The organism is Periweissella cryptocerci, from assembly GCF_004358325.1.
Taxonomy (GTDB): Bacteria; Bacillota; Bacilli; order Lactobacillales; family Lactobacillaceae; genus Periweissella; species Periweissella cryptocerci.
In genome coordinates, this window is sequence record NZ_CP037940.1 from 2,337,987 (window position 1) to 2,350,696 (window position 12,710).

Sequence of the window (12,710 nt, forward strand, 5' to 3'; positions counted from 1 at the left end):
TGTAAATCACAAAAAAATCACATTTAGAGGTATGATAAATTATGGACTATCCACAACTTGATCCAGCCAATGCAGCTGGTCCTAAAGCAACTTTGCACACTAACCACGGTGATATTGAAGTTGTCTTATTCCCAACGCAAGCACCTAAAGCCGTTGAAAACTTTATTGGTCACGCTAAAGCCGGTTACTTTGATGGTACGATTTTCCACCGAATTATTAAAGACTTCATGATCCAAGGTGGCGATCCTGAAGGAACTGGTTTTGGTGGCGAATCAATCTGGGGTCATGCATTTGAAGATGAATTCTCAGATGATTTGTTTAACTTGAACGGTGCCCTTTCAATGGCGAATGGTGGACCATTTACAAATGGATCACAATTCTTCATTGTGCAAGCATCACAAATGCCAGCAAACTTTGCGTCTCAATTAAAAGCCGCAAACTACCCAGACGAAGTTGTTGAAGCATATGGCACTAAGGGTGGTACTCCATGGCTTGACCACAAGCACACTGTGTTTGGTCAAGTAGTTACGGGGATGGATAAGGTCAACGAAATTGCAACTGTAAAGACTGACTATGCTGATAAGCCAGTAGACGATGTTGTAATCGAAAGCATCGATATTACTGAATAATCTACTATATAGAAGTACAACTCAGAATTATACGAGTTGTGCTTCTTTTTTTGGCCCCAATATGTGTAGTTAGGTTCCGAATATATAGAAAGAAGACATCGGTGGTGTGTTACTGCGCAATGACATTACGAAGCACTATCTTGCTTAAGTGGTTATGGATTGTAAAATCTGCTACATAGATGGCCTAATGGATTAATTAACGAGTTATTGCTGGGCAGAAATTTTGACGGGATTAATTAGCATTTTATAGTGGGAACGGGTATACTGTTTCTTGATGAAAGCATAGCTGGAAATAGCCAGCACTAAATTAAAGATACAATAGACATAGGTTCTATAGAAAGGATGGTTAGCTGTGACAGAGTATCGTATCGGGATGCATGTCCGGGGACGTGTGACTGGAATTCAACCATATGGTGCGTTCGTTAGCTTAGATGAACATCACCAAGGATTAATTCATATTTCTGAGTGTAAATATGGTTTTGTTGGTAGTATCACTGACATTTTACATGTCGGCCAGGTAATTGATGTTGTTGTTTTGGATATTGATGAATATACGCAAAAGATTAGTTTGTCATTGCGCTGCATTGAAACGCCACATGCTTCGACAGTTAAAAGAGTTGACGTTGGATATGTTCGGAAGCACTACTGGACAAAACGTAGTGCTGAGATTGGTTTCAAACCAATTGCACAACAGTTGGATGGGTGGAAAGAAGAAGCACTCGAAAATATTACAAAGTAGGCACTTTATTGGTGCAGTATCGTTAGAAGGGAATTGCTTATTATGTCAATTGTTGCAGGAACCATTGCGGTCATTCAAGATGGAATGCCATATTACTTAGTAGTAAATAATGATAATCACTATGATTTTTTCACAGCCAAGATGCATGCACATGAAGGTGATACTGCCTTAGGAGCATTACTTGCAGCGATGGAACCACATTTTGTCATCGATGACTTACGATTAGATGAATTAACAAGCGTTACAATCAATGACAAGTTGAGTTCATTGTTTGTATTTACAACAACAGATTTTGCAGAGGTGCAATTGGATAGTACTAATTTTGAATTTGTCCAAGCATCAGGATTGCACTCATTATTAGAAACTGTAGATATGGGAACTGCACCGCAGTTACTTTAGTCTATGAAAAAAGATCAATACGTTATAAAAGACTTCAAATGCCAGTAGGTCGTTTGAAGTCTTTTATATTTACAGAATGATATTGTAGTTTTAGAACATGCAGCTAGTATCGGTAGCGGGTGAAATGCTGATATATCAAGGTGTTAGTCAATAACCGTCGGCCAGGGTGGATCACAAAGGATAAAAATGTCGGAATTGTTCATTTTTTATGCTTGCGTTTTTTTAATCGTGATGATAATATTAAATAGTTGTGAAAGCAATGAAGCGGTTACACAGTTAAAATTAATTGAAATTAATGATTGACATCTACTTGTGTAATTGATAAGATATTAAAGTTGTCAGTTGGTTCAAACGAATCAAACGGCACGAAAAAATAATTTAAATTAGTTGTTGACTTTCATAAGTCAAACGAGTAATATAAATAAACGTTGCTGCTACTTATGCAGCACGGTAGATCTTTGAAAACTGAATAAAGTTTTGACAATCAAATGATGTAAGGGTCTTAGATTTTGAATCTAAGATGTACAGATTTGCAAAAGTCAATTTCGCAAATAAATTGAATCAATTACCTCCCCGGTAATTGATTCAGGATAACAAAAGAGTCATCAAGACTCAATTTTAAATTGAGAGTTTGATCCTGGCTCAGGATGAACGCTGGCGGCGTGCCTAATACATGCAAGTCGAACGGACTGTGGTGATTATGATCGAAGAGCTTGCTCGGAGAGATTGATCACAATGCAGTCAGTGGCGAACGGGTGAGTAACACGTGGGAAACCTACCTCTTAGCAGGGGATAACATTTGGAAACAGATGCTAATACCGTATAACAATTAGAACCGCATGGTTCAAGTTTAAAAGATGGTTATGCTATCACTAAGAGATGGTCCCGCGGCGTATTAGCTAGATGGTGAGGTAATGGCTCACCATGGCAATGATACGTAGCCGAGTTGAGAGACTGATCGGCCACATTGGGACTGAGACACGGCCCAAACTCCTACGGGAGGCAGCAGTAGGGAATCTTCCACAATGGACGAAAGTCTGATGGAGCAACGCCGCGTGTGTGATGAAGGCTTTCGGGTCGTAAAACACTGTTATAAGAGAAGAACGTCAGTGAGAGTAACTGTTCATTGAGTGACGGTATCTTATCAGAAAGGGACGGCTAAATACGTGCCAGCAGCCGCGGTAATACGTATGTCCCAAGCGTTATCCGGATTTTGGGCGTAAAGCGAGCGCAGGCGGTTATTTAAGTCTGATGTGAAAGCCTACGGCCTCAACCGTAGATTGCATCGGAAACTGGATAACTTGAGTGCAGTAGAGGAGAGTGGAACTCCATGTGTAGCGGTGAAATGCGTAGATATATGGAAGAACACCAGTGGCGAAGGCGGCTCTCTGGACTGTAACTGACGCTGAGGCTCGAAAGTGTGGGTAGCAAACGGGATTAGATACCCCGGTAGTCCACACCGTAAACGATGAATGCTAGTTGTTAGAGGGTTTCCGCCCTTTAGTGACGCAGCTAACGCATTAAGCATTCCGCCTGGGGAGTACGACCGCAAGGTTGAAACTCAAAGGAATTGACGGGGGCCCGCACAAGCGGTGGAGCATGTGGTTTAATTCGAAGCAACGCGAAGAACCTTACCAGGTCTTGACATCCCTTGACACTCCTAGAGATAGGACGTTCCCTTCGGGGACAAGGTGACAGGTGGTGCATGGTTGTCGTCAGCTCGTGTCGTGAGATGTTGGGTTAAGTCCCGCAACGAGCGCAACCCTTATTACTAGTTGCCAGCATTAAGTTGGGCACTCTAGTGAGACTGCCGGTGACAAACCGGAGGAAGGTGGGGATGACGTTCAAATTCATCATGCCCCTTATGACCTGGGCTACACACGTGCTACAATGGATGGTACAACGAGTCGCAAAGTCGCGAGGCTAAGCTAATCTCTTAAAGCCATTCTCAGTTCGGATTGTAGTCTGCAACTCGACTACATGAAGTCGGAATCGCTAGTAATCGCGGATCAGCACGCCGCGGTGAATACGTTCCCGGGCCTTGTACACACCGCCCGTCACACCATGAGAGTTTGTAACACCCAAAGTCGGTGGGGTAACCTTCGGGAGCCAGCCGCCTAAGGTGGGATAGATGATTAGGGTGAAGTCGTAACAAGGTAGCCGTAGGAGAACCTGCGGCTGGATCACCTCCTTTCTAAGGATAATACGGAAACTTACACATTTGTCAAAACTTTATTTAGTTTTGAGAGGTCTACTCTCAAACTTGTTCTTTGAAAACTGAATACTATCATTTAAATTAATTAATCAATTCAATTTTTAATATTTATATTATTAAATTGAGCCGAGAACATCGCGTTTTTTTGAGTTTTAAAACAATAGTTTTATCTCGCTTTAAAGGTCAACTAACAAGTTGACCGCTCAAAAATTAACCGTATCGAAAGATACTAGGTTAAGTTAATAAGGGCGCATGGTGGATGCCTTGGCACTAGGAGCCGATGAAGGACGGGACTAACACCGATATGCTTCGGGGAGCTGTAAGTAAGCTTTGATCCGGAGATTTCCGAATGGGGAAACCCAATTACGTGAGTAATTATCACCTGCTGAATATATAGGCAGGATGAAGGTAGACGTTGTGAACTGAAACATCTCATTAGCAACAGGAATAGAAAGAAAAATCGATTCCGGTAGTAGCGGCGAGCGAAATCGGAAGAGCCCAAACCTAGAAGCTTGCTTCTAGGGTTGTTAGGACAGAACATTGGAGTTACCAAGTTATAACATAGATGAATCAACTGGGAAGTTGAGCTAGAGAGGGTGATAGCCCCGTAATCGAAATGTTATAGCCTCCGTTCTGGATCCTGAGTACGGCGGAGCACGTGAAATTCCGTCGGAATCCGCGGGGACCATTCCGCAAGGCTAAATACTCCCTAGTGACGATAGTGAACAGTACCGTGAGGGAAAGGTGAAAAGCACCCGGAAGGGAGTGAAATAGTTCCTGAAACCATGTGCTTACAAATAAGTTAGAGCCCGTTAATGGGTGATAGCGTGCCTTTTGTAGAATGAACCGGCGAGTTACGATAACATGCAAGGTTAAGGTGGAAAGACCGGAGCCGTAGCGAAAGCGAGTCTGAAATGGGCGAATATAGTATGTTGTTGTAGACCCGAAACCAGGTGACCTACCCATGTGCAGGATGAAGGTGCGGTAAAACGCACTGGAGGTCCGAACCCGTGTCTGTTGAAAAAGGCTGGGATGACGTGTGGGTAGCGGTGAAATTCCAAACGAACTTGGAGATAGCTGGTTCTCTCCGAAATAGCTTTAGGGCTAGCCTCGGAATTAGAATCACGGAGGTAGAGCACTGTTTGGACTAGGGGCCCATCTCGGGTTACCAAATTCAGATAAACTCCGAATGCCGTTGATTTATGTCCGGGAGTCAGACGATGAGTGATAAGATCCACCGTCGAAAGGGGAACAGCCCAGACCGCCAGTTAAGGTCCCTAAATATATGTTAAGTGGAAAAGGATGTGGAGTTGCATAGACAACTAGGATGTTGGCTCAGAAGCAGCCACCATTTAAAGAGTGCGTAATAGCTCACTAGTCGAGTGATTCTGCGCCGAAAATGTACCGGGGCTAAACATATTACCGAAACTGCGGGTGCCACGTAAGTGGCGCGATAGGAGAGCGTTCTAAGGGCAATGAAGCTAGACCGTGAGGACTGGTGGAGCGCTTAGAAGTGAGAATGCCGGTATGAGTAGCGAAAGACAGGTGAGAATCCTGTCCACCGAATGACTAAGGTTTCCTGGGGAAGGCTCGTCCTCCCAGGGTTAGTCGGGACCTAAGGCGAGGGCCGAGAGGCGTAGTCGATGGATAACAGGTTGATATTCCTGTAACCAGGTGTATTTGTTTGAACAATGGAGGGACGCAGAAGGATAATGAATGCGCACTGCTGGATATGTGCGTTTAAATCGTAAGTCTTGATAAGAGTCAAATGCTTTTATCTTCAAGGACAAGCGATGATGAGGACCGAAATTTAAGTAGGGAAGTTCATGATTTCACGCTGCCGAGAAAAGCTTCTAGTTAGAATACATTTGCCCGTACCGCAAACCGACACAGGTAGTCGAGGAGAGAATCCTAAGGTGTGCGAGAGAACTCTCGTTAAGGAACTCGGCAAAATGACCCCGTAACTTCGGGAGAAGGGGTGCTGACCGCAAGGTCAGCCGCAGTGAATAGGCCCAGGCGACTGTTTATCAAAAACACAGGTTTCTGCAAAATCGTAAGATGACGTATAGGGGCTGACGCCTGCCCGGTGCTGGAAGGTTAAAAGGATGGCTTAGCTTCGGCGAAGGTCAGAATTGAAGCCCCAGTAAACGGCGGCCGTAACTATAACGGTCCTAAGGTAGCGAAATTCCTTGTCGGGTAAGTTCCGACCCGCACGAAAGGCGTAACGATCTGGGCACTGTCTCAACGAGAGACTCGGTGAAATTTAAATACCCGTGAAGATGCGGGTTACCCGCGACAGGACGGAAAGACCCCATGGAGCTTTACTGTAGCTTGATATTGAGTGTTTGTGCAGCTTGTACAGGATAGGTAGGAGCCGTAGAAATCGGGACGCTAGTTTCGATTGAGGCGTTGGTGGGATACTACCCTCGCTGTATGACCACTCTAACTCACACCACTAATCGTGGTGGAAGACAGTGTCTGGCAGGCAGTTTGACTGGGGCGGTCGCCTCCTAAAAGGTAACGGAGGCGCCCAAAGGTTCCCTCAGAATGGTTGGAAATCATTCGTAGAGTGTAAAGGCATAAGGGAGCTTGACTGTGAGACTGACTAGTCGAGCAGGTACGAAAGTAGGGCTTAGTGATCCGGTGGTTCCGCATGGAAGGGCCATCGCTCAACGGATAAAAGCTACCCTGGGGATAACAGGCTTATCTCCCCCAAGAGTCCACATCGACGGGGAGGTTTGGCACCTCGATGTCGGCTCATCGCATCCTGGGGCTGTAGTCGGTCCCAAGGGTTGGGCTGTTCGCCCATTTAAAGCGGTACGCGAGCTGGGTTCAGAACGTTCGTGGAGACAGTTTTCGGTCCCTATCCGTCGCGGGCGCAGGAAATTTGAGAGGAGCTGTCCTTAGTACGAGAGGACCGGGATGGACATACCTCTGGTGTACCAGTTGTTCCGCCAGGAGCATCGCTGGGTAGCTATGTATGGATGAGATAAACGCTGAAAGCATCTAAGTGTGAAACTCGCCTCGAGATGAGATTTCCCATTTCTTTATGAAAGTAAGACCCCTCAAAGATGATGAGGTAGATAGGTTAGAAGTGGAAGTGCAGTGATGCATGGAGCGGACTAATACTAATCGGTCGAGGACTTAACCACGAAGTGGTGTCCGGTAAGGTTAATTAAGTAATAAATGATAGTATTCAGTTTTGAGAGATTAAGTTTCATATTTCTCATGAAAAAATAAGTGTGGTGGCGATAGCGCAGAAGATACACCTGTTTCCATGCCGAACACAGAAGTTAAGCTCTGTAGCGCCAAAAGTAGTTGGGGGATCGCTCCCTGCGAGGATAGGACGTCGCCATGCTTTATATTTTTTCGGAAGATTAGCTCAGTTGGGAGAGCGTCTGCCTTACAAGCAGAGGGTCACAGGTTCGAGCCCTGTATCTTCCATTGAGCCGGTAGCTCAGTTGGTAGAGCAACGGACTTTTAATCCGTGGGTCGCGGGTTCGAGCCCCGCCCGGCTCATATCGAGTTGAAAAACTTGATATGATGTATTAAAATTTAATAGTATTACGCCGACTTAGCTCAGCTGGCAGAGCATCGCTCTTGTAAAGCGAGGGTCGAAGGTTCGAATCCTTTAGTCGGCACTTCTTGCGAAAGTAGTTCAGTGGTAGAACATCACCTTGCCATGGTGGGGGTCGCGGGTTCGAATCCCGTCTTTCGCTTTGTGTCAATTCACAATGGTTTTTGCCGGGGTGGCGGAATTGGCAGACGCACAGGACTTAAAATCCTGCGGTGAGTGATCACCGTACCGGTTCGATCCCGGTCCTCGGCATTTATTATGCACCTATAGCGCAATTGGATAGAGTGTCTGACTACGAATCAGAAGGTTGCAGGTTCGACTCCTGCTAGGTGCATTGAATAATTTTTATTATTCATATTTTAAATAGTTTTTTCGGGAAGTAGCTCAGCTTGGTAGAGCACCTGGTTTGGGACCAGGGGGTCGCAGGTTCGAATCCTGTCTTCCCGATAGATAGTCTTAGGATTATCTAATTCGCGGTGTAGCTCAGCTGGCTAGAGCGTCCGGTTCATACCCGGGAGGTCGAGGGTTCGATCCCCCCCGCCGCGATTAGACTCACATACCACGGACCTTTAGCTCAGTTGGTTAGAGCCGACGGCTCATAACCGTCTGGTCGTAGGTTCGAGTCCTACAAGGTCCATCTAATATTTTTTAATGTTAGTAGGCTCTTATAGTTTTATGGAGGATTACCCAAGTCTGGCTGAAGGGAATGGTCTTGAAAACCATCAGGTCGGGAAACCGGCGCGAGAGTTCGAATCTCTCATCCTCCTTTAAACAATTACTTAATGTAGTTGTTAATTTAATATTATCGCGGGATGGAGCAGTCTGGTAGCTCGTCGGGCCCATAACCCGAAGGTCGTTGGTTCAAATCCAGCTCCCGCAATTGGTCGCATGGTATAGTTGGTTATTACGCCCGCCTGTCACGCGGGAGATCACGGGTTCGAGTCCCGTTGTGACCGTTGCAACATTTTAAAAGCACTATGGCTCTGTAGCTCAGTTGGTAGAGCAATGGATTGAAGCTCCATGTGTCGGCGGTTCGATTCCGTCCAGCGCCATTTAAGAAATTTATTTCTTAAAATTTAATGTAATAATGCGAATGTAGTTCAATGGTAGAACGCTAGCCTTCCAAGCTCGATACGCGGGTTCGATTCCCGTCATTCGCTTTATGGGCCTATAGCTCAGCTGGTTAGAGCGCACGCCTGATAAGCGTGAGGTCGATGGTTCGAGTCCATTTAGGCCCATACTAAATTCGAGCGATACGTTGAAAACGTACGTGTAGCTTGGTTTTGGGGAAGTACTCAAGTGGCTGAAGAGGCGCCCCTGCTAAGGGTGTAGATCGGGAAACCGGTGCGAGAGTTCGAATCTCTCCTTCTCCGTTCAATCGAAAGGTTGACAGGTTCATAATTTTTAATTGTTTTGTCCCGTTGGTCAAGTGGTTAAGACACCGCCCTTTCACGGCGGTAACATGGGTTCGAATCCCGTACGGGACATCGCAAAATATTTTATATTTTGCTTCATAGCTTTTGGAGGATTACCCAAGTCTGGCTGAAGGGAATGGTCTTGAAAACCATCAGGTCGGGAAACCGGCGCGAGAGTTCGAATCTCTCATCCTCCTTGGACAATTACTTTGTAGTTGTTAACTTAATATTATCGCGGGATGGAGCAGTCTGGTAGCTCGTCGGGCCCATAACCCGAAGGTCGTTGGTTCAAATCCAGCTCCCGCAATATTCTAAAAGATAGGCTTAGGTCTATCTTTTTTCGTATCTAAAATAGTTTTTTTAGTGGGCACAAATGGCGTTAACATTTGAGAAGTGCTACGTTTAGTTGACAGTTAGTTAAGAAGTGCTTTAGACAGTGGATTTCTTACGCCGTTGGGCTGGATTTTTGGTATAATTATTAACTAGTTAAGTTGTCTTAGTTGGAGCGGTAATTTGCCAACTAGTACAGTTCGAATATTTAGGTTCAAATAGATTTGCAAAGTATAATGAGCTATGAGGGAGAGTATTATGCAATTACGCCAGAACTTGTATCGACGACACCATATTGTAAGTCGATGGTTAATTACCATTGGAATTATATTAGTTATCGTTATTGGCGTGCTGATTATCTTTGGTAAAGCGCTGAGCCCAGCACGTAACGCGCGTGAAAAGTACGAACCGATAGCTGCTAAAGTAGGGCTTACGGAGCCAAGCGATTTCTTAGTTTCAAAAAGAAATACCGTGTATTATTCAGTTATTGGTGAGAATAAAAAGAAACAACAGATTGCAGTGATTATGCCGGCACAAAAGAAACCTAATCCAAAAGCTGCAACAACCGTAATGTTGAAAGATGGTTTGAGTTATCAGCAGGTGGTTAACCGAGTATGGGCAGAATATAAGCCTAAAAAGGTCTTATCGATTGGTTTAACCTTGTATAAGGGATATCCGGCATGGGATGTTTCATTTACTAATCAAAAAAATAACCTTAATTTTGTAACGTTACAATTTACGGATGGTAAAGAGTTAAAATTGATTCAAAACTTGTAAAAAGGTTAGGTGACAATATGGTACTGTACAAGAATCTGGGTGATCGGGTCAATCTGGTGGTCTTTGTTGCTTAGGTGATAAAGACCCGAAAATTTTGACCATCGCAGGGATTTATGCTATTTTAAGCTGGAGCAGGAAATTTCTGGTTATAAGCATACTGATCGTAACCGAATAAAGAAACTATTGAGTTTGATTTATATAACGAATTTATAAAGGATATAAAAAACATGGAAACTATTAATATTATTGATGCTGGTAAACACGTTGATGAAGAAGTTGTCATTGGCGCATGGTTAACTAACAAACGTTCAAGCGGAAAGATTGCTTTCTTGCAATTGCGTGATGGCACGGCTTATTTCCAAGGTGTTGTGGTGAAGGCAAAAGTTGGTGATGAAATTTTTGAACTTGCTAAGGAATTGAAGCAAGAAAGTTCAATTAAAATTACGGGGACGATTCATGAAGATGCGCGTTCGCACTTTGGTTATGAAATTGAAGTCTCTGCCATTGAATTGATTGGTGATTCTGATGAATACCCAATTACACCAAAGGAACACGGAACAGAATTCTTGATGGACAACCGTCACTTATATCTCCGTCACCAAAAGCCATTCGCAATCATGAAGATTCGTAACGAAATTATTCGTGCGACTTACGAATTCTTTAACCAAGAAGGCTTTACTAAGTTAGATGCACCAATCCTGACTGGTTCAGCACCAGAAGGTACAACAGAATTGTTTGAAACGGATTACTTCGGACAACCAGCTTTCTTATCCCAAACTGGTCAATTATACGCTGAAGCCGGTGCAATGGCCTATGGTAAGGTATTTACTTTTGGCCCAACGTTCCGGGCAGAAAAGTCAAAAACCCGTCGTCACTTAACTGAATTTTGGATGATTGAACCAGAAATGGCTTGGACAACCCAAGAAGAAAGTCTTGAAGTTCAAGAACGTTACATTGCATTCTTGGTACAAAATGTTATTGATCACAACGCCTACGAATTGAAGTTGTTAGACCGTGATATCGAAACGTTGCGTAAGTACACACAATTACCATTCCCACGCGTGTCATATGATGATGCTGTTAAGTTACTGCAAGAAAATGATTTTGATATTGAATGGGGTGTTGATTTTGGTTCACCAGAAGAAACTTTCTTGGCAAATCACTTCGACAAGCCAGTCTTTATCTTAAACTACCCTAAGGCAATTAAGGCGTTTTACATGAAGCGGCACCCATTGCGCGATGATGTTGTTATTTCAGCTGATTTGCTTGCACCAGAAGGTTATGGTGAAATTATCGGTGGTTCAGAACGTGATACCGATTATGATTACTTGAAGGCGCGGATTGAAGAACAAGGCTTGAGCTTGGACGAATATGAATGGTACTTGGATTTACGTAAGTATGGTTCAGTACCTCACTCAGGATTCGGTCTTGGACTTGAACGTGCAGTTACGTGGATTACTGGTATTGAACACATTCGTGAAGCAATTCCATTCCCACGCACAATTAACCGTTTACGCCCATAATATTAAAATTACATCAAAAAAGATTAGCCAATTGGTTAATCTTTTTTTCGTGGATTACTATCGTGAATCTGGCAAATTTAAGTAAAACAGCAGGTGGTGAGTGGAGCGAACATAAAATTGCCTTGCAACTATGGTTTGGATTGATATGATGTACAATGGAATAAAGATATTGTACAAAAGGGGTGTACCTAAATGGATCAACCAAAAATTGAAGAATACATTCACGCCGGCGAAACGACCGTTAACAATTATCTGTTGTTACGTTATGCCGAATTAGGAATGACCAATGAACAGTTTTTAATTTACTTACAAGCTAAGCGGATTTTAGATCAAGGTGGGACGTTCCCAGATTTGCAAGCAATTGCGAATACGTTACATTTAACGCAAAATACAGTGGCTAACGACCTGAATGGATTAATTCAACAAGGGTTAGCCGAGTTAACGAATAGTAAGAATGCCAATGGGCAAACGATTGAAAAATTATCATTTGATGGGCTAATTCGCAGACTGTTAGATTTACCCCAAACTGAATTACCAGTTACTACGGCAGCTATCAGTGCGCCGGGTTCAAAAAATGCTCGACAAGAAGTATTCGCAACTGTTGAGAGTGAATTCCGGCGCCCACTATCGTCATTTGAATTACAAACTGTGGGGAAGTGGTTGGATGAAGAACATTTCACGCCGGAAATGATTTTATTGGCCTTAAAGGAAGCTGTTTTGAATGGGGTCTATAATTTCAAATACATTCAACAAATCCTAGTTAATTGGCAACAAAACAATATTCGTACTGCGGCTGAAGTTGAAAGGCATCGCAGTGAACGCAAATTGCAGATGGGTAAGAATAATAATCAAAAAAATGGTAAACCACAAATTCGGATTCACGAAATACCGTTAGTGGACATTTTTCACCCTGAAAATAATTAACACATCACACAATTGTATTTTTTGGAAAATTAGTGAATTGTCTGGCTTCAAAAATAAAGCTGTTAAGCAAGCCCAGCGCGCTAATTATACGTATGCGGGAAAATACCTACTAAGTATATTTAAAACGTGTAGGCGGCTTGTTTAGTGGCAAAACGAGGCTTTGATCTGCTTAGGTGTTCTGA

General features: G+C 43.6%; 6 protein-coding genes, 19 tRNA genes and 3 rRNA genes. All 28 read left to right on the top strand.

The features are described from left to right. Positions 1-41 precede the first annotated feature (41 nt). The 28 genes from EQG49_RS10240 to EQG49_RS10375 all read left to right on the top strand — a co-directional run bounded on the left by EQG49_RS10240 (position 42) and on the right by EQG49_RS10375 (position 12,528). Positions 42-629, top strand: a complete 588-nt coding sequence (locus EQG49_RS10240) for a peptidylprolyl isomerase (protein ID WP_133363891.1) — start codon at positions 42-44, stop codon at positions 627-629. 373 nt (positions 630-1,002) lie between these two features. Beyond that, positions 1,003-1,368, top strand: a complete 366-nt coding sequence (locus EQG49_RS10245; protein ID WP_133364577.1) for a CvfD/Ygs/GSP13 family RNA-binding post-transcriptional regulator — start codon at positions 1,003-1,005, stop codon at positions 1,366-1,368. 42 nt (positions 1,369-1,410) lie between these two features. Further along, a complete protein-coding gene (locus EQG49_RS10250) occupies positions 1,411-1,767 on the top strand; it encodes a hypothetical protein (RefSeq protein WP_133363892.1) in 357 nt (118 codons plus the stop codon). 619 nt (positions 1,768-2,386) lie between these two features. Then, a 16S ribosomal RNA gene (locus EQG49_RS10255) occupies positions 2,387-3,961 on the top strand. A 253-nt stretch (positions 3,962-4,214) separates the two neighbouring features. Further along, a 23S ribosomal RNA gene (locus EQG49_RS10260) occupies positions 4,215-7,134 on the top strand. 89 nt (positions 7,135-7,223) lie between these two features. Continuing rightward, a 5S ribosomal RNA gene (gene rrf, locus EQG49_RS10265) occupies positions 7,224-7,340 on the top strand. The 16S, 23S and 5S rRNA genes sit together here with 19 tRNA genes alongside, the layout of an rRNA operon. Before the next feature lie 13 nt (positions 7,341-7,353). After that, positions 7,354-7,426 (top strand) — tRNA-Val (locus EQG49_RS10270). A gap of 2 nt (positions 7,427-7,428) precedes the next feature. Next, positions 7,429-7,501 (top strand) — tRNA-Lys (locus EQG49_RS10275). A gap of 49 nt (positions 7,502-7,550) precedes the next feature. Beyond that, positions 7,551-7,623, top strand: a tRNA-Thr gene (locus EQG49_RS10280). Between the two features lie 6 nt (positions 7,624-7,629). Then, a tRNA-Gly gene (locus EQG49_RS10285) sits at positions 7,630-7,701 on the top strand. A gap of 24 nt (positions 7,702-7,725) precedes the next feature. Continuing rightward, positions 7,726-7,811: transfer RNA gene (locus EQG49_RS10290), tRNA-Leu, on the top strand. Positions 7,812-7,819: 8 nt separating this feature from the next. Next, positions 7,820-7,893 (top strand) — tRNA-Arg (locus tag EQG49_RS10295). Between the two features lie 39 nt (positions 7,894-7,932). Beyond that, positions 7,933-8,006: transfer RNA gene (locus tag EQG49_RS10300), tRNA-Pro, on the top strand. A gap of 25 nt (positions 8,007-8,031) precedes the next feature. Then, a tRNA-Met gene (locus EQG49_RS10305) sits at positions 8,032-8,105 on the top strand. 17 nt (positions 8,106-8,122) lie between these two features. Beyond that, a tRNA-Ile gene (locus EQG49_RS10310) sits at positions 8,123-8,196 on the top strand. Between the two features lie 40 nt (positions 8,197-8,236). Continuing rightward, a tRNA-Ser gene (locus tag EQG49_RS10315) sits at positions 8,237-8,326 on the top strand. Positions 8,327-8,365: 39 nt separating this feature from the next. Then, positions 8,366-8,439: transfer RNA gene (locus tag EQG49_RS10320), tRNA-Met, on the top strand. Between the two features lie 2 nt (positions 8,440-8,441). Next, a tRNA-Asp gene (locus EQG49_RS10325) sits at positions 8,442-8,515 on the top strand. 23 nt (positions 8,516-8,538) lie between these two features. Continuing rightward, a tRNA-Phe gene (locus EQG49_RS10330) sits at positions 8,539-8,611 on the top strand. 37 nt (positions 8,612-8,648) lie between these two features. Continuing rightward, a tRNA-Gly gene (locus EQG49_RS10335) sits at positions 8,649-8,719 on the top strand. Between the two features lie 4 nt (positions 8,720-8,723). After that, positions 8,724-8,797 (top strand) — tRNA-Ile (locus EQG49_RS10340). 47 nt (positions 8,798-8,844) lie between these two features. Continuing rightward, positions 8,845-8,932, top strand: a tRNA-Ser gene (locus EQG49_RS10345). 42 nt (positions 8,933-8,974) lie between these two features. Continuing rightward, positions 8,975-9,046 (top strand) — tRNA-Glu (locus tag EQG49_RS10350). Positions 9,047-9,081: 35 nt separating this feature from the next. Next, a tRNA-Ser gene (locus EQG49_RS10355) sits at positions 9,082-9,171 on the top strand. A 36-nt stretch (positions 9,172-9,207) separates the two neighbouring features. After that, positions 9,208-9,281 (top strand) — tRNA-Met (locus tag EQG49_RS10360). Between the two features lie 281 nt (positions 9,282-9,562). Beyond that, the gene (locus EQG49_RS10365) at positions 9,563-10,081 is read left to right on the top strand and encodes a cell wall elongation regulator TseB-like domain-containing protein (RefSeq protein ID WP_133363893.1); all 519 of its coding nucleotides are present in this window, start codon (positions 9,563-9,565) and stop codon (positions 10,079-10,081) included. 227 nt (positions 10,082-10,308) lie between these two features. Beyond that, the gene (asnS, locus tag EQG49_RS10370; protein ID WP_133363894.1) at positions 10,309-11,604 is read left to right on the top strand and encodes an asparagine--tRNA ligase; all 1,296 of its coding nucleotides are present in this window, start codon (positions 10,309-10,311) and stop codon (positions 11,602-11,604) included. 192 nt (positions 11,605-11,796) lie between these two features. Continuing rightward, complete coding sequence (locus EQG49_RS10375; protein ID WP_133363895.1) at positions 11,797-12,528, top strand: DnaD domain protein; 732 nt, start codon at positions 11,797-11,799, stop codon at positions 12,526-12,528. Positions 12,529-12,710: the final 182 nt, after the last annotated feature.

Excerpts from the sequence above, each read along its gene's own strand:
- EQG49_RS10240 (WP_133363891.1), top strand. The coding sequence starts at position 42 with ATGGACTATCCACAACTTGATCCAGCCAATGCAGCTGGTCCTAAAGCA.
- EQG49_RS10245 (WP_133364577.1), top strand. The coding sequence starts at position 1,003 with ATGCATGTCCGGGGACGTGTGACTGGAATTCAACCATATGGTGCGTTC.
- EQG49_RS10365 (WP_133363893.1), top strand. The coding sequence starts at position 9,563 with ATGCAATTACGCCAGAACTTGTATCGACGACACCATATTGTAAGTCGA.
- EQG49_RS10250 (WP_133363892.1), top strand. The coding sequence starts at position 1,411 with ATGTCAATTGTTGCAGGAACCATTGCGGTCATTCAAGATGGAATGCCA.
- asnS (WP_133363894.1), top strand. The coding sequence starts at position 10,309 with ATGGAAACTATTAATATTATTGATGCTGGTAAACACGTTGATGAAGAA.
- EQG49_RS10375 (WP_133363895.1), top strand. The coding sequence starts at position 11,797 with ATGGATCAACCAAAAATTGAAGAATACATTCACGCCGGCGAAACGACC.